Origin of the sequence: Streptomyces gobitricini (assembly GCF_039532985.1) — a bacterium.
Classification (GTDB): domain Bacteria; phylum Actinomycetota; class Actinomycetes; order Streptomycetales; family Streptomycetaceae; genus Streptomyces; species Streptomyces gobitricini.
In genome coordinates this window covers 42,097-58,219 of record NZ_BAAASR010000049.1, presented here as the reverse complement: position 1 = coordinate 58,219, position 16,123 = coordinate 42,097, and the positions used below count along the sequence as shown (strand labels likewise).

The 16,123-nt window shown below is 73.4% G+C and carries 13 protein-coding genes; 9 read left to right on the top strand and 4 right to left on the bottom strand.

The window, feature by feature from the left end:
- Positions 1-102: 102 nt before the first annotated feature.
- The 9 genes from rimP (at position 103) to ABD347_RS28650 (ending at position 12,114) form a co-directional block, all read left to right on the top strand.
- Complete coding sequence (gene rimP, locus ABD347_RS28690) at positions 103-615, top strand: ribosome maturation factor RimP (protein WP_344366669.1); 513 nt, start codon at positions 103-105, stop codon at positions 613-615.
- A gap of 2 nt (positions 616-617) precedes the next feature.
- Positions 618-1,619, top strand: a complete 1,002-nt coding sequence (nusA, locus tag ABD347_RS28685) for a transcription termination factor NusA (RefSeq protein WP_344366667.1) — start codon at positions 618-620, stop codon at positions 1,617-1,619.
- Positions 1,620-1,749: 130 nt separating this feature from the next.
- Positions 1,750-2,028: a YlxR family protein gene (locus tag ABD347_RS28680; protein WP_344366666.1), complete on the top strand. Its 279-nt coding sequence runs from the start codon at positions 1,750-1,752 to the stop codon at positions 2,026-2,028.
- Positions 2,029-2,176: 148 nt separating this feature from the next.
- Complete coding sequence (gene infB / locus ABD347_RS28675) at positions 2,177-5,188, top strand: translation initiation factor IF-2 (protein WP_344366665.1); 3,012 nt, start codon at positions 2,177-2,179, stop codon at positions 5,186-5,188.
- A gap of 139 nt (positions 5,189-5,327) precedes the next feature.
- Positions 5,328-5,621, top strand: coding sequence for a DUF503 domain-containing protein (locus tag ABD347_RS28670; RefSeq protein ID WP_344366664.1), 294 nt, complete (start codon positions 5,328-5,330; stop codon positions 5,619-5,621).
- Positions 5,622-5,672: 51 nt separating this feature from the next.
- A complete protein-coding gene (gene rbfA / locus ABD347_RS28665) occupies positions 5,673-6,119 on the top strand; it encodes a 30S ribosome-binding factor RbfA (RefSeq protein ID WP_344366662.1) in 447 nt (148 codons plus the stop codon).
- A complete protein-coding gene (gene truB / locus ABD347_RS28660; protein WP_344366660.1) occupies positions 6,116-7,045 on the top strand; it encodes a tRNA pseudouridine(55) synthase TruB in 930 nt (309 codons plus the stop codon). The genes rbfA and truB overlap by 4 nt, the downstream gene beginning before the upstream one ends.
- Positions 7,046-7,548: 503 nt before the next feature.
- Positions 7,549-11,127, top strand: coding sequence for a trypsin-like peptidase domain-containing protein (locus ABD347_RS28655; RefSeq protein ID WP_344366658.1), 3,579 nt, complete (start codon positions 7,549-7,551; stop codon positions 11,125-11,127).
- Between the two features lie 42 nt (positions 11,128-11,169).
- Entirely contained in the window at positions 11,170-12,114 is a 945-nt protein-coding gene (locus ABD347_RS28650) for a bifunctional riboflavin kinase/FAD synthetase (RefSeq protein WP_344366655.1), read from the top strand.
- A gap of 184 nt (positions 12,115-12,298) precedes the next feature.
- On the opposite strand, the gene ABD347_RS28645 is transcribed toward ABD347_RS28650, so the two are convergent.
- From ABD347_RS28645 to ABD347_RS28630, 4 genes are read right to left on the bottom strand one after another with little or no spacing between them, the layout of a single operon-like run.
- A complete protein-coding gene (locus tag ABD347_RS28645) occupies positions 12,299-13,270 on the bottom strand; it encodes an ABC transporter ATP-binding protein (protein WP_344366654.1) in 972 nt (323 codons plus the stop codon).
- Positions 13,267-14,226 carry an ABC transporter ATP-binding protein gene (locus ABD347_RS28640; protein ID WP_344366652.1) on the bottom strand — a complete coding sequence of 320 codons (960 nt, stop codon included), beginning with the start codon at positions 14,224-14,226 and terminating at the stop codon, positions 13,267-13,269. The genes ABD347_RS28645 and ABD347_RS28640 overlap by 4 nt, the downstream gene beginning before the upstream one ends.
- Positions 14,223-15,095 carry an ABC transporter permease gene (locus tag ABD347_RS28635; RefSeq protein ID WP_344366651.1) on the bottom strand — a complete coding sequence of 291 codons (873 nt, stop codon included), beginning with the start codon at positions 15,093-15,095 and terminating at the stop codon, positions 14,223-14,225. The genes ABD347_RS28640 and ABD347_RS28635 overlap by 4 nt, the downstream gene beginning before the upstream one ends.
- The gene (locus ABD347_RS28630) at positions 15,092-16,120 is read right to left on the bottom strand and encodes an ABC transporter permease (RefSeq protein WP_344366649.1); all 1,029 of its coding nucleotides are present in this window, start codon (positions 16,118-16,120) and stop codon (positions 15,092-15,094) included. The genes ABD347_RS28635 and ABD347_RS28630 overlap by 4 nt, the downstream gene beginning before the upstream one ends.
- Positions 16,121-16,123: the final 3 nt, after the last annotated feature.

Sequence of the window (16,123 nt, the reverse complement as noted above, 5' to 3'; positions counted from 1 at the left end):
GGCTTGTCGCGAGGTGGACGGCAACACCCCCCGCGACCGGATACCCTTTGATCTGACACGCGACGATCCCACAACAGCACACGCGGCCGAGGAGTCACCCGGATGAGCACCACCCAGAGCGAAAGGCTGCGCGGGCTGCTGGAACCGCTGGTCAACGCGGAGGACCTGGACCTCGAGGAGATCGAGGTGTCCCGGGCGGGCCGGAGGCGGATGCTGAGGATCGTCGTCGACTCGGACGAGGGCGTGGAACTCGACGCCTGTGCCGAGCTGAGCCGCGCCATCTCCGACAAGCTCGACGAGACGGACGCGATGGGCGACGAGGAGTACGTCCTCGAAGTCAGCTCGCCGGGCGCGGACCGCCCGCTGACCGAGCACCGCCACTACGTACGCGCCACCGGCCGCCTGGTGAAGCTCCAGCTGACCGCCCAGGGGGCGGAGGGAGGGGGCGAGCTGGTGGCCCGCATCCTCTCCGTGGACGACGAGGGCCTCGATCTCGAGGTGCCGGGTGTGAAGGGGCGCAAGCCCACCGCCCGCCGCGTGGCGTTCGGGGACATCGCCAAGGCGCGCGTGGAGATCGAGTTCAACCGCAAGGACAAGAAGGAAGAGGAGGCGTAGCCGTGGACATCGACGTGAAGCTCCTGAGGGGCTTGGCACAGGAGAAGGAGATCGCCTTCGACCTGCTGGTCGAGGCCATCGAGTCGGCCCTCCTCATCGCCTACCACCGCACCGAGGGAGCCCGACGTCACGCCCGTGTCGTGCTGGACCGGCAGACCGGTCATGTGACGGTGTGGGCGAAGGAGGATCCGGCCGACCTGGAGGAGGGGCAGGAGCCCAAGGAGTTCGACGACACGCCGTCGGACTTCGGCCGGATCGCGGCGAGCACCGCCCGTCAGGTCATCCAGCAGCGGCTGCGGGACGCCGAGAACGACGTCACCTTCGGCGAGTACGCCCGCCGTGAGGGCGACATCGTCGCCGGCATGGTGCAGCAGGGCAAGGACCCCAAGAACGTCCTGGTGAAGCTGGACGACAAGCTGGAAGCCATCCTCCCGGTGCAGGAGCAGGTGCCGGGCGAGGAGTACACGCACGGGCTGCGGCTGCGTACGTACGTCGTCCGCGTCGCCAAGGGCGTGCGCGGCCCGTCGGTCACCCTGTCCCGGACGCACCCCAACCTGGTGAAGAAGCTGTTCGCCCTGGAGGTGCCGGAGATCGCGGACGGGTCCGTCGAGATCGCGGCGATCGCCCGTGAGGCCGGTCACCGCACCAAGATCGCGGTCCGGTCCACCCGTTCGGGCCTCAACGCCAAGGGCGCCTGCATCGGCCCGATGGGCAGCCGGGTGCGCAACGTGATGGCCGAGCTGCACGGTGAGAAGATCGACATCGTGGACTGGTCGGACGACCCGGCCGACATGGTGGCGAACGCGCTCTCCCCGGCGCGCGTCTCCAAGGTGGAGGTCGTCGACCTGGCCGCCAGGTCCGCCCGGGTGACCGTGCCGGACTACCAGTTGTCGCTGGCCATCGGCAAGGAGGGGCAGAACGCCCGTCTGGCCGCACGCCTGACCGGCTGGCGCATCGACATCCGCCCGGACACCGAGCAGCAGCCCGCCGGCGACCAGGACTGACGAGCGTTCCCCGGCGCGTCCGGGGAATAGAACGCGTCATCGTCACGTTGTGCGATGGCGAGATCACGACAACAACCGTTCGATTTTTGCCCCAAAGGGGTGAGGTCGGTGCGGGGAGGTAGACTTAACCGTGTCTGGCCGGACGCACACCCGCGCCTGCCCTGAGCGAACCTGTGTGGGGTGCCGGGAGCGAGCGGCCAAGCACGATCTGCTGCGCATCGTGGTGATCATGGGCGAGTGCGCCCCCGATCCACGCGGTACGCTGCCCGGCCGGGGTGCTTATGTGCATCCCGCCTCGGTCTGTTTCGACCTGGCGGTCCGCCGCCGGGCGTTCCCGAGGGCCTTCAGGGTCCAGGGACCGCTCGACGTCGCGAACGTCCGCCGGTACGTCGAGCAGCCGGCACCGTAAGAAGAAGTACGGCACGGAACACCGTGCGGTCAGGTACCTCGCGAGTTGGAAGTAGGTCGAGATTGCGATGAGCACTCGATGAGTACGCGATGAGTACGCCCATGAAGTAGCGACGGTCCGGCGGTAACCCGGACCTAAAAGGAGCGATGTGGCTAAGGTCCGGGTATACGAACTCGCCAAGGAGTTCGGTGTGGAGAGCAAGGTCGTCATGGCCAAGCTCCAGGAACTCGGTGAATTCGTCCGTTCGGCGTCTTCGACGATCGAAGCGCCGGTTGTACGCAAGCTGACCGACGCGCTGCAGGGTCCCGGCGGCAACGCCGGCAAGTCCGCAGCGAAGCCCGGCGCACCCCGCAAGGCCGCGCCGGCCAAGCCCTCCCCCTCGGCGGCGAGCCGCCCGGGAGGCACCCCCGCCCCGTCCGCGCCCTCCCCGGCGCAGGCGGCCCGTCCCGCTGCCCCGAAGCCCGGCGCCCCCGCGCCGAAGCCCGCGGCGGCCGACACGCCCCCCGCAGCGGCAGGCCGCGCGGGAGGCAGCACGGCGCCGGTCCCCGGCCCGCGTCCCACCCCGGGTCCCAAGCCCGCGGCGGCGCCCAAGCCGGCGCCCGCCTCGCCGGCCCCGGCGAACCCGGAGTTCACCGCGCCCCCGTCGGCCCCGGCCGCCGGTTCCCGGCCCGGTGCCACCCCCGGTCCCCGTCCCGCCGGCCGCCCGCAGGGCGAGCGCGGTCAGGGCGGCGAGCGCGGTGGCGAGCGCGGCGGCCGTCCCGGTGGCGCCCCGCGTCCCGGCGGCGACCGTCAGGCGCCCCGTCCGGGTGCCCCGCGTCCCGCGGGTCCGCGTCCGGGCAACAACCCGTTCACCTCCGGTGGCTCCACCGGCATGGCGCGCCCGCAGGCGCCCCGTCCCGGCGGTGCCCCGCGTCCCGGTGGCCCCGGTGCCCCGGGCGGTCCGCGTCCGCAGGGCGCCGGTCAGGGCGGCCCCCGTCCGCAGGCCGGTCCCGGCGGCCCGCGTCCCACTCCCGGCGGCATGCCGCGTCCCCAGGCCCCGCGCCCGGGTGGCGGCCCCGCCGGTAACCGCCCGAACCCGGGCATGATGCCGCAGCGTCCGGCTGCCGGTCCCCGTCCCGGCGGTGGCCCCGGCGGTGGCCGCGGTCCCGGTGGTGGCGGTCGTCCCGGCGGTGCCGGCGGCGGCGGTCGTCCCGGCTTCGGTGGCCGTCCCGGTGGCCCCGGCGGCCGTGGTGGCACGCAGGGCGCCTTCGGCCGTCCCGGCGGCCCGGCGCGTCGTGGCCGTAAGTCGAAGCGGCAGAGGCGCCAGGAGTACGAGGCCATGCAGGCCCCGTCGGTCGGCGGCGTGATGCTGCCTCGCGGCAACGGCGAGACCGTTCGCCTGTCGCGCGGTGCGTCCCTCACCGACTTCGCCGAGAAGATCAACGCCAACCCGGCGTCGCTCGTCGCGGTCATGATGAACCTCGGCGAGATGGTCACCGCCACGCAGTCCGTCTCGGACGAGACGCTGCAGCTGCTCGGCGACGAGATGAACTACCAGGTTCAGATCGTCAGCCCCGAGGAGGAGGACCGCGAGCTGCTCGAGTCCTTCGACCTCGAGTGGGGCGAGGACGAGGGCGGCGAGGAGAACCTCGAGTCCCGCCCGCCGGTCGTGACCGTCATGGGTCACGTCGACCACGGTAAGACCCGACTGCTGGACGCGATCCGCAAGACGAACGTCGTCGCGGGCGAGGCCGGCGGCATCACGCAGCACATCGGTGCGTACCAGGTCGCCACCGAGGTCAACGGCGAGGACCGCAAGATCACCTTCATCGACACCCCGGGTCACGAGGCGTTCACCGCCATGCGTGCCCGTGGTGCGAAGTCCACCGACATCGCGATCCTCGTGGTCGCGGCCAACGACGGTGTGATGCCCCAGACGATCGAGGCGCTGAACCACGCCAAGGCGGCCGACGTGCCGATCGTGGTCGCGGTCAACAAGATCGACGTCGAGGGTGCCGACCCGGTCAAGGTGCGCGGTCAGCTGACCGAGTACGGCCTGGTGGCCGAGGAGTACGGCGGCGACACCATGTTCGTCGACATCTCCGCCAAGCAGGGTCTGCACATCGACTCCCTGCTGGAGGCCGTGATCCTCACGGCCGACGCCTCCCTCGACCTCCGGGCCAACCCGGAGCAGGACGCGCAGGGTATTGCCATCGAGGCCCACCTGGACAAGGGCCGCGGCGCCGTCGCGACCGTCCTGGTCCAGCGAGGCACGCTGCGGGTCGGCGACACGATGGTCGCGGGCGACGCCTACGGCCGCGTCCGCGCCATGCTCGACGACAAGGGCGAGAACGTGGAAGAGGCGGGTCCGGCGACTCCGGTCCTCGTCCTCGGTCTCACCAACGTCCCGGGCGCCGGCGACAACTTCCTGGTGGTCGACGAGGACCGTACGGCCCGTCAGATCGCCGAGAAGCGTGCCGCCCGTGAGCGCAACGCCGCGTTCGCCAAGCGCGTGCGCCGCGTCTCCCTCGAGGACCTGGACAAGGTGCTCAAGGCCGGCGAGATCCAGCAGCTCAACCTCATCATCAAGGGTGACGCTTCCGGTTCCGTCGAGGCGCTCGAGTCGTCGCTGCTCCAGCTGGACGTCGGCGAAGAGGTCGACATCCGGGTCCTGCACCGCGGTGTCGGTGCGGTCACGGAGTCGGACATCGACCTGGCGATGGGCTCCGACGCCATCGTCATCGGCTTCAACGTCCGCGCGGCCGGCCGTGCCGCGCAGATGGCGGAGCGCGAGGGCGTCGACGTCCGGTACTACTCGGTGATCTACCAGGCCATCGAGGAGATCGAGGCGGCCCTCAAGGGCATGCTCAAGCCGGAGTACGAAGAGGTCGAGCTGGGTACGGCGGAGATCCGCGAGGTCTTCCGCTCGTCCAAGCTGGGCAACATCGCGGGTGTCCTCATCCGCTCCGGCGAGGTCAAGCGCAACACCAAGGCGCGCCTCATCCGCGACGGCAAGGTCATCGCGGAGAACCTCAACATCGAGGGTCTGCGTCGCTTCAAGGACGACGTCACCGAGATCCGCGAGGGCTTCGAGGGTGGTATCAACCTCGGAAACTTCAACGACATCAAGGTCGACGACGTCATCGCGACGTACGAGATGCGCGAGAAGCCGCGCGGCTGATCGCAGTCACGGCAGCCGGGGCCGGTCGGCGGAAGTATTTCCGTCGATCGGCCCCGGCCGTTCCGTGTACGGTTCTTGGTGTCCCTGCCAAGCGGTTGGCGGGGCACTGAACCCGAACCGGCGGGACATCCGGGCACACATGTATGTGGGGACTCTGTCCTTCGACCTGCTCCTCGGCGACGTACGGTCGTTGAAGGAGAAGCGGTCCGTCGTCCGCCCGATCATCGCGGAGCTCCAACGCAAGTTCGCGGTGAGCGTGGCGGAGACCGGCTCCCAGAACCTCCACCGCCGGGCCCAGATCGGCCTCGCGGTGGTGTCCGGGGACGTCGGACACCTGACGGACGTGCTGGACCGGTGCGAGCGTATGGTCGCGGGCCGGCCCGAGGTGGAGCTGCTGTCGGTACGACGGCGCATGCACACCGATGAAGACTGAACGTGTCGCACTGTGGCACGACGAACGTAGGACGAAAGAGGAGAAGGACCGGTGGCCGACAACGCGCGGGCCCGCAAGCTGGCCGATCGCATCCAGGTCGTGGTCGCGGAGACCCTGGACCGGCGTATCAAGGATCCGCGACTGGGCTTCGTGACCATCACGGACGCCCGGGTCACCGGCGACCTGCGGGAGGCCACGGTCTTCTACACGGTCTACGGCGACGAGGAGGAGCGGGCGGCGTCCGCGGCGGCGCTGGAGTCCGCCAAGGGCGTCCTGCGCTCCGAGGTGGGCAGGCAGACCGGTGTCCGCTTCACACCGAGCCTGACCTTCGTCCCGGACGCCCTGCCGGACAACGCCCGCACCATCGAGGACCTCCTCCACAAGGCGCGGGCCAAGGACGAGGAGGTGCGCGAGGTGTCGACCGGCAAGACGTACGCCGGCGAAGCCGACCCGTACCGCAAGCCGGAGGACGAGGACGAGGACGACGCCTCCGCATGACACAGCACACCAAGACGCCCGACGGCCTCGTCATCGTCGACAAGCCGTCGGGCTTCACTTCGCACGACGTCGTCGCCAAGATGCGCGGGATCGCCAGGACCCGCCGCGTCGGACACGCGGGGACGCTCGACCCGATGGCGACCGGTGTCCTGGTCCTCGGCGTCGAGAAGGCCACCAAGCTCCTCGGTCACCTCGCGCTGACCGAGAAGGAGTACCTGGGCACCATCCGGCTCGGGCAGGACACCGTCACCGACGACGCGGAGGGCGAGATCACCTCGTCGACCGACGCCTCCCGGGTCACCCGCGAGGCCGTCGACGGTGAGGTCGCCAAACTGACCGGCGCCATCATGCAGGTGCCGTCCAAGGTCAGCGCGATCAAGATCGACGGCAAGCGGTCGTACGCGCGCGTGCGGGGCGGCGAGGAGTTCGACATCCCGGCCCGGCCGGTGACGGTCTCGTCCTTCCAGGTGTACGACATGCGCGACGCCGTCGCGGAGGACGGCACGCCCGTCGTGGACCTGGTCGTCTCGGTGGTCTGCTCCTCCGGGACGTACATCCGCGCCCTCGCCCGGGACGTGGGCGCCGGGCTCGGCGTCGGCGGCCATCTGACGGCCTTGCGGCGCACCCGCGTCGGCCCGTACAAGCTGGACGCCGCCCGGACCCTGGACCAGCTCCAGGAGGACCTCACCGTCATGCCGATCGCCGACGCAGCGGCTGCCGCCTTCCCCCGCTGGGACGTGGACGAGCGGCGGGCGAAGCTGCTGCTGAACGGTGTGCGGCTGGACATGCCGGCCGTGGGTGCGTCCGGGGCCGGAGGCTCCGGGGGAGGCACGGTCCCGGTGGCGGTCTTCGGCCCGGAGGACCGGTTCCTGGCGCTGGTGGAGGAGAAGAACGGCAAGGCGAAGAGCCTCGCGGTCTTCGGCTGACCGGGTGCCCGGGTGCCCGGGTGCCCGGGTGTCGGCCGCGGCCGCGGCGGTTCCTGGACCGGCTGTGGCGGGGGCCGGCTGACGGGTGAACCGCGGCGGAGGCCCGGAGGGTTTCCGGGGGTGGCTCTGGCTGTGGCCGGGGGTGGGTTCCCGCGGTGGTCTCCGGGGGCCGCTCCGGCAGTGGACCGGCTGTGGCCTCCGGCAGGGGCACCGGAGGTGGCCGGGTGGCCCCTCGGTGGGGTCCCGTCGGGAGGGACCGGGGCGATGGGGCGCGCGCAGTGGCGGCCGATCGCCCGGACGCGGGCTTCGTGCCGCCGTGGAGCGGGCGGCGGGCGTCCCGGCGCCGGCGCCCGCTCCACGACCCCCCTCCCACTGGGTCTATCCGCCCGACAGCCCGAATTCACCCACTTGGCCAGGCGCTCGGAGTGAATGGCGGGGGCACTCGGGGGCGCTTTTCCCTCGCGTTCTTCACCCGGTGATCAACACCGTCCTACCGTCGAATCATGGAACGCGGGGAACGGGCGACGCTGGTGCGGATCTGTGATCCGGCGGGCCGGACCCGCGGGGTCGGCTTCGTCGCCGACGACGAGGGCACGGTACTGACCAGCCACGAAGCCGTGGACGGACTCGTCAAGGTCGTGGTGCGCGGGACCGGGACCGAGGAGCGGGACGCACCCGCCTGGACCGCGGAGGGCGACGCCATCACGCCGCTGCCCGAGGCCGACCTGGCGCTCGTGCGCACCGAGGGGCTGGGGGTGGCCCCGCTGCCCGTCGCGGGCCGGGGGCGCGTCGAGGCCGGGACGTACGTACGGATCGCCGCGCGCGGCTGGCGCGAGGCACGGGTGCTCGGCACCGCCCGGGTCACCTACACGGCGTCCGACCGGTTCCACCTCCTCGGTGACGTCCTGGAGCTCGCCATCGGGACGGAGGGCCGCGAGGCGCTCCGGCTGGGCGGCGAAGCCGCGGGCGGTCCCGTCCTGGACGCCTCGACAGGCACCGTGCTCGGCCTGCTCGGCACGGCGCTGCACGCCGGGCACCGGGCGGCCGGCCTCGCCGTACCGCTCGCGCGGGCCGCCGCCGCGACACCCGACGGACCGCTGGCCGCGCTGCTGCGGCGGAACGCCGCCACCGTCCCGGCGTACGGCGACGACCTCAACCTCGCCGGCGCGCTCCACCTCACCGCCACCACGAGCGGCACCGTCTGCGGGCCCAGCGCCTGGCCCGACCCGGTGGAACGGCGCGCCGTCGCCCGGGAGCTGGACACGTTCACCGGGGCGGACGCCCTGGTGTTCGCCCTCGTCGGCGACCCGGGGAGCGGCCGGACCACCGAACTGCGAGCCCTCGCCGACCGCCGGGCGCTCGGCGACGCGCCCGCCCCCACCCTCTGGCTGCGCGGCGCCGACCTGCGCGCCGACGACACCTCCCTGGCCGACGCCGTCGCCCGGGCACTGCGGCAGGCCGGCCGCATCGTGGCCTGCTCGGGCACGCCCGGCGACATGGGCACCGCCACGCCCGCGCGGGTGGCCCGGCTCGCCCGGGACTGGGGCCGCCCCCTGCTCGTCCTCCTGGACGCCCCGGAGGAGATGCCGCCCCTCCTCGCGCACCGGCTCGCCGCGTGGACCGCCGGGACGGTGGGCTGGCTGCGCGCCCACCACGTCCGGCTCGTCGTCGCCTGCCGGCCCGAGCACTGGGAACAGGCGGGCGCGCTGTACCCCGCGGGGACCCTGTACCGGCCCGGGCGGCCCGCGTGGCGGCTGCCGGACGCCCTGCGGATCGGCGACCTGTCCGGACGCGAGACCGGCCGGGCGCGCGAACGGTACGGGCTGCCCGGTGACGCCCTCGCGGCGGACGACGCCCGGCACCCACTGGCCCTGCGGCTCCTCGCCGAGGTGCGGGAGGCCCTGCCCGCGGAGGTGCCGGGGCGGCCCCGCCGGGACGAGGTCTTCGCGGCCCATCTGGACCTGATGTGCCTGCGCGTCGCCGTCCGGATCGCCGCCGCGTCCCGGCCCGCCCTGCGTGGCGGTGCCGTGCGGCGGCTCGCCGCCCGGGTGGCGGGGCGCGTGCACGAGGCGGCGCGGCGCTGCCTGGGTCCCGGGCAGGGGCAACTGGACAGGGAGGCGTTCGAGGAGTTGTTCCCCTGGTCCACCGGCTGGGCGGCCGCCGTCCTCACGGAGGGCCTGCTCGTCCCGGCGGGCGCCGGCTACCGGTTCGCCCACGAGGAGGTGGGCGACTGGATCCAGGGCGCGCACCTGGACCTGGACGCGGCGCTCGACGCGCTGGTCCACGGTGACGCCCCGGAGGCACTGCCCGTACCCCGCCACCGGATCGGCCCGGTCATCCAGGCGCTGCTGCTCCTGGACCGCGTCCAGGGGCCGGCCGCCCTGGCCCGGCGGCTGGAAGGCCTGATCGACGCTCTGGACGACGCGGGCGCGGGCGTGGACGCGAGCGGAGACGGGAACGGGAACGGGAGCGAGGACGGAGACCGGAGCGGGCACCGCGGCGGCGACGCCGTCTGGTGGGGCGCCCGGCTGCTGGGCGAGACCCTGCTCAGGGTGCCCGACGTGCGGCCCTGCCTCGGCGTGCTGCGGCTGCTCGCCGACCGCGTCGCCGCCCGCTCGCTCCACGCGGGCGGACCCGGAGGCCTGGGCGGGTTCGAGGAGTTCGGCCCCTGGTTCTGGGAACGGCTCCGGCTCGGCGAGGACGACCGCCTCGACCTGCTGCGGCGCCTCGTCCCCGCCGACGGCGCGCCCGGGACACGGGACGTGCCGCGCTACCTGGACGCCGTGGCGGTACGACTGGCGGCCGACCCCCGGGGCGTCCAACCCCTGCTGTGCCGCTGGTTCACCGACGAGCGGCCGCTGACAGCCCACCCCGGCGCGGCGCGGCCCACCGTCGCCGGGGCCGCGCAGGCCCTGCTGTACGCGCACCGCGACCTGGCGGTCGACGACCTGTGCGAGGCGCTCGTCACCACCGCGCACCCGCGCGCCGACGAGCTGCTCGCCGCCCTCGCCGAGGACGAGCCGGCCGCGCTGTGCCGGGCCGTCGACCGCTGGGCCCACGACGACACCCGGCCCGGCCGGCGCGCCGCCGCCGCCGCGTACGGTCTGCGGCTCGCCGCACAGGTCACCGCCGACGCCGAGCGCGAGCACCTCCGGTACGCCGCTCTCGCGCTCCTGGCCCGCCGGGAGGACCCGGCCCTGCGCGGACCGGCGCTCGGCATCCTCGTATACGACCCGCGGGGCCGGCCCCGGTACCTCCGCGAAGCCCTGGCCGCCTTCCTCGCCGGCGACCCCGGACTGCCGCCGAGCGCGGTGGCAGCCGCCCTGCACACCCACCCCGAGCCGGTCCTCGCCGCGTTCCGGGCCCGGCTTCTCGACGGCGGCCCCGGCGCCGGCGCCGTACTGGCGGAGCTCGCCGGGGTCCGCACGCCCGCGCTCGCCCGCAGGGCCGCAGACCTGGTCCGCGCCTACGTCCAGCACCACCCCGAGGGCGCCGCCCACGCCGCCGCGTACGTCGACCGGCGCCTGGAGCAGGGCCCGGCCGCCCGGGCCGTCCTCTTCCCCCTGGTCAGCGACGTGCTGCGGGGCTGCCCCCTGGAGGTCCGCACCGCACTGGCCCCGGTTCTCGCGGCACCCGGCACGCGCGCGTCGCGTCCGTTGCGGGACGAGCTCCTCGACGTGCTCCTGGAGTACGAGCAGTACGAGAGCCGTGATCTGGCCGTGCTCGACGCGCTGTTGCGGGCGGCCGCTCTCGGAGCCGGGCGACGGCCCGAGGCACGCACCCGGGAACTGGTCCACCGCACCGGGCTGCTGCTCGTCCGCACACCCGAGGGCGCGACCTGCTTCGACCGGCGCCTCGTCGAGCTCGCCCGGGAGACGCCGGGCTTCGCGGACCTGGTCGCGGGATGGCTGCGGCGGGCGCCGGCGGACTGGGCGCTCGTCGTCGGCCCCAGCGCCCGGTGGACCATCGAGAACCTGGCCGTCGACCCGGGCGTCGATCCGCTCGGCGCCCCGCCCGGACCGGTCCATCCGATGCCGATGCGGGCCGGAAGCCGCGGGCATGGCAGTCTTAGACCTGCGTAATCGGTCAATGACGTACACGGGTTCGGGCGAGGAGCGGTCACAGTGCAGCGCTGGCGTGGCTTGGAGGACATCCCCCAGGACTGGGGGCGCAGCGTCGTCACCATCGGCTCGTACGACGGAGTGCACCGCGGCCACCAGCTGATCATCGGGCGGGCGGTGGAGCGGGCGCGTGAACTCGGCCTCCCGTCGGTCGTCGTGACCTTCGACCCCCACCCCTCCGAGGTCGTCCGCCCGGGCAGCCATCCGCCGCTGCTCGCCCCGCACCACCGGCGCGCCGAACTGATGGCGGAGCTGGGTGTCGACGCGGTGCTCGTGCTGCCGTTCACCGCCGAGTTCTCGCAGCTGTCGCCGGCCGACTTCATCGTGAAGGTCCTCGTCGACAAGCTGCACGCGCGTGCTGTCATCGAGGGTCCGAACTTCCGCTTCGGCCACAGGGCGGCCGGGAACGTCGCCTTCCTGCGCGAGATGGGCGAGACGTACGACTACGAGGTCGAGGTCGTCGACCTGTACGTGCGCGGCGAGGCGGGCGGCGGCGAGCCGTTCTCCTCGACCCTGACGCGGCGCCTGGTCGCCGAGGGCGACATCGAGGGCGCCGCCGAGATCCTGGGCCGTCCGCACCGCGTCGAGGGCGTCGTGGTGCGCGGCGCCCAGCGTGGCCGTGAGCTCGGCTACCCGACGGCGAACGTCGAGACCCTGCCGCACACGGCGATCCCGGCGGACGGCGTCTACGCCGGCTGGCTCACGGCGGCGGGGGAGCGGATGCCGGCCGCGATCTCGGTCGGCACGAACCCCCAGTTCGATGGCACGGAGCGGACGGTCGAGGCGTACGCGATCGACCGGGTCGGCCTCGACCTGTACGGGTTGCACGTGGCGGTCGACTTCCTGGCGTACGTACGGGGCCAGAAGAAGTTCGCGTCCATCGAGGCGCTGCTGGAGGCGATCGGGGCGGACGTGAAGCGCTGCCGAGAGCTCACCTCCGGCCGGTAGGCCCACGCACCGGGCGCGTCGGGCCCGCGCTTCGGGGCGGTGGTTCCGTCCTGCGGGCGGGTCCGTGCTTCGGGTGGTGGCGGTGGTTCCGTCCTGCGGGCGGGTCCGTGCTTCGGGTGGTGGGGTACTCCGTCGGGGCGGCTGCGGCCCCACCCGGGCCGGCGGCCGGCTGCGGGCCGGTGGGTCAGGGCGCCACGCCGTGGACGTGGCACGCCGCCGCGCGGCCGTGGCCGGGCAGGAGAGGCAGGTCGCGCGTGCGGCACGCGGCGGCCAGGTCCGCCCGGTCCGCCTCACCGGACGCCAGCACCGGACACCGCGCGTGGAAACGGCACCCCGCGGGGACGCGGGCCGGGTCCGGGGGCTCGCCCGCGAGGACCACCGGTGCGGTGTCGGATTCCGGGAGGACCGAGAGGAGTGCCCGCGTGTACGGGTGACGGGGGGCCGAGAGGACCTCCTCCACCGTGCCCGTCTCGACGATGCGGCCCAGGTACATCACCGCCACCCGGTCGGCGATGTTCCACGCCAGCCCGAGGTCGTGCGTGACGACCAGCGCGGACAGGCCCAGCTCGTCACGGAGGCGCAGCAGCAGGGCCAGGATCTCGCCGCGTACGGACGCGTCCAGGGAGGCGACCGGCTCGTCCGCGACGATGAGTTCGGGTTCGAGGACCAGTGCCCCGGCGATGACCACGCGCTGCCGCTGGCCGCCCGACAGCTCGTGCGGGTAGCGCAGGAAGAACCGCTCCGGGGGGCGCAGCCCGGCGCGGGCGAGCGCGGAGGCGACGGCGGCGCGTTCGTCACCGTCGTACGCGTGGACACGCAGGCCCTCGGCGACCGCGTCGTACACGGTGTGCCGGGGGTTGAGCGAGCCGCTCGGGTCCTGGAGCACGAGCTGCACGCGCCGCCGGTAGGCCTTGAGGTCGCGGGAGGCGTACGAGAGGGGTGACCCGGCGAAGCCGACCGAGCCGGACGTGGGGCGGACCAGCCCCATCAGCGCCCGCGCCAGGGTCGTCTTGCCGCAGCCCGACTCGCCGACGAGCGCGACGATCTCCCCGGTGCCGATGTCCAGGTGGACCCCGTCCACGGCACGGGCGGCGGGGCCGCCGCGCCGGCCCGGGAAGGTGATGTGCAGGTCGGAGGCGGTGAGCAGGGGGTTCATACGGGGCTCCCGGTCGTCAGGACGCAGGCCGCCCGGTGCCCGGGTGCCGCCAGGGCGAGGGGCGGGTCCTGCGACGCGCAGGAGTCCAGCGCCACCGGGCAGCGCGGGTGGAACGTACAGCCGGACGGCAGCGCGGCGGGGTCCGGCGGGTCGCCGGGCAGGCCGCGGGGGGCGAGGCGCGACGCCGGGTCGCCGATGCGCGGGAAGGCGGCGGACAGGGCCCGGCCGTAGGGGTGGCGGGACGCGTCGTACACCTCCCGCGCCGGGCCCTCCTCGACGACCCGTCCCGCGTACATGACCGCCAGCCGGTCGCAGGTGTCGGCCAGGACGGCCAGGTCGTGGCTGATCATGACGAGGCTGATGTCCTGCTCGGTCACCAGCCGCTCCAGCAGCCGCAGGATCTGCGCCTGGATCATCACGTCGAGCGCGGTGGTCGGCTCGTCGGCCACGATCAGCCGCGGGTCGCACGCCAGCGCCATCGCGATCATCACCCGTTGCCGCTGTCCACCGGACAGCTCGTGGGGGTGGGCGTCGGCGCGGGCGGCCGGCAGCCCCACCTGCTCCAGCAGCGTGCCCACCCGCTTGCGGGCCGCGCCCGGGGTGGCCCGCCGGTGGACGAGGAGAGGCTCGGCGATCTGGTCGCCGATCCGGTGCACGGCGTTGAGCGAGTGCATGGCGCCCTGGAACACGATCGACGCGCCCGCCCACCGTACGGCCCGCAGCCGTCCCCACCGCATGGTCAGGACGTCCTCACCGTCCAGCAGGATCTCGCCGGTCAGCCGCGCCGACGCGGGCAGCAGCCGCAGCAGCGCGAGCGCCAGTGTGGACTTGCCGCACCCCGACTCGCCCGCGATGCCCAGCTTCCGCCCCGCCGCGACGGTCAGGTCGACACCCCGTACGGCGGGAGTTCCGGTTCCGTACGTGACGTGCAGGCCCCTGATGTCGAGCTGGCTCAACGTCCCACCCCCAGCTTCGGGTTGAGCACGGTCTCGATCGCCCGCCCGCACAGGGTGAAGGCGAGGGCGACGACCGCGATGGCGATCCCGGGCGGCGCCAGGTACCACCAGTGCCCGGACGAGACCGCGCCCGCCTCGCGCGCGTCCTGGAGCATGCCGCCCCAGGAGACGACCGTCGGGTCGCCCAGCCCCAGGAAGGCCAGCGTCGCCTCGGTGAGGATCGCGCTGGAGATGCACAGCGTGGTCTGCGACAGCACCAGCGGCATGACGTTGGGCAGGACGTGACGGCTCATGATGTGCCGGTGGCCGCCGCCGAGCGCCTTGGCGCGTTCGATGTACGGGCGGGACTCCACCGCGATGGTCTGCGCCCGCACCAGCCGGGCCGTGGTGGGCCAGCTGGTGACGCCGATGGCCAGGATCACCGTCCACACGCTCCGCGACAGGACGGTGGCCAGCACCAGCGCGGGCATGACCAGGAACCAGTCGGTGACCCGCATGGCGATCGTGGAGAACCAGCCGCCGAAGTGGCCCGCGAGGATGCCGATCAGGGTGCCGATGGCGACGGAGAGCGCGGCGGCCAGCAGCCCCACGGCGAGCGAGACGCGTGCGCCCCACAGCAGAAGGCCGAGCAGTGACCGCCCGAACTGGTCGGTGCCGAGCGGGAACCGCCCGCTCGGTGACTCCAGCGCCGTACCGGGCGCGTCCGTCACACTCCGCACGTCACCGCCGACGAGCAGCGGAGCGGCGAGGGCGACCAGCGCGATCAGGACGAGGGCGCCGAGCCCGTACAGCCCGGCCCGCCGGCGCCGGTACTGGCGCCAGAAGCGTGCCATCGACGCGCGTCGCCTGGTCCATGTCAGGGATGTCATCGGCCCACCCGGGGGTCGAGCAGCGGGTACAGCAGGTCGGCGAGGAGGTTCATCAGGATCATCGCGCCGGCGAAGACCACGAACAGGCCCTGTACGAGAGGCAGATCGGGCACCGACAGCGCCTGGTAGAACAGTCCGCCGAGGCCGGGCCACGAGAACACCGTCTCGACGAGGATCGATCCGGCGGCCACGTGCCCCAGATTGATGAAGATCATGGTGACGGTCGGCAGCAGCGCGTTCGGTACGGCGTGCCTGCGGCGTACCAGGTCGTCGCGGAGGCCCTTCGCCCGCGCGGTCGTCAGGTAGTCCCCGCCCATCTCGTCGAGGAGCGAGGCACGCATCACCAGCAGTGTCTGCGCGTACCCCACGGCGACCAGCGTGAGGACGGGCAGCACCATGTGGTGGGCGACGTCGAGGACGTACGCGAGGCCCGTCTCGTCCCCGGACTGCATGCCGCCCGTCGGGAACATGCCGGGAACCGGGCCCACGCCCACCGAGAAGACGATGATGAGCAGCAGCCCCAGCCAGAACGACGGCACCGACCACAGGGTGAGGGCGACACCCGTGTGCAGCTTGTCGCCGAGGCCGCCGTGGCGCCACGCCGAACGGGTACCGAGCCACAGCCCGAGCACCGAGTAGAGGACGACGGCGACGCCGGTCAGCAGGAGTGTCGCCGGGAGCTTCTGCGCGATCAGCTCGCCGACGGGCGCGCGGAACTGGTAGGACATGCCGAGATCGCCGGTCAGCGCCTTGGCGCAGTAGTCCGTGAACTGCTGCCACAGCGGCAGGTCGAGCCCGAACTGGCGGCGTAACGTGGCCATTTGCTCGGCGGACGTCGGCATGCCGTGGGTCATGGCCTTGACCGGGTCGCCGGGGACGATGCGGAAGAGGAAGAAGCTGGTGACGAGCACGGCGAGGAGGGAGACCGCCGCGCCGCCCAGCTTGCCCGCCAGGTAGCGCGGATAGGCGCTCGGTGTCGTACGCGGGTGCCGCACCACATCGGCGGGCGAGCTGACCGTCGTCATCGC

Bases quoted from the DNA above. Each gene is read 5' to 3' on its own strand.
- ABD347_RS28670 (WP_344366664.1), top strand. From the start codon at position 5,328: ATGTATGTGGGGACTCTGTCCTTCGACCTGCTCCTCGGCGACGTACGG.
- ABD347_RS28655 (WP_344366658.1), top strand. From the start codon at position 7,549: ATGGAACGCGGGGAACGGGCGACGCTGGTGCGGATCTGTGATCCGGCG.
- rimP (WP_344366669.1), top strand. From the start codon at position 103: ATGAGCACCACCCAGAGCGAAAGGCTGCGCGGGCTGCTGGAACCGCTG.
- ABD347_RS28630 (WP_344366649.1), bottom strand. From the start codon at position 16,120: ATGACGACGGTCAGCTCGCCCGCCGATGTGGTGCGGCACCCGCGTACG.
- truB (WP_344366660.1), top strand. From the start codon at position 6,116: ATGACACAGCACACCAAGACGCCCGACGGCCTCGTCATCGTCGACAAG.
- ABD347_RS28635 (WP_344366651.1), bottom strand. From the start codon at position 15,095: ATGACATCCCTGACATGGACCAGGCGACGCGCGTCGATGGCACGCTTC.
- ABD347_RS28645 (WP_344366654.1), bottom strand. From the start codon at position 13,270: ATGAACCCCCTGCTCACCGCCTCCGACCTGCACATCACCTTCCCGGGC.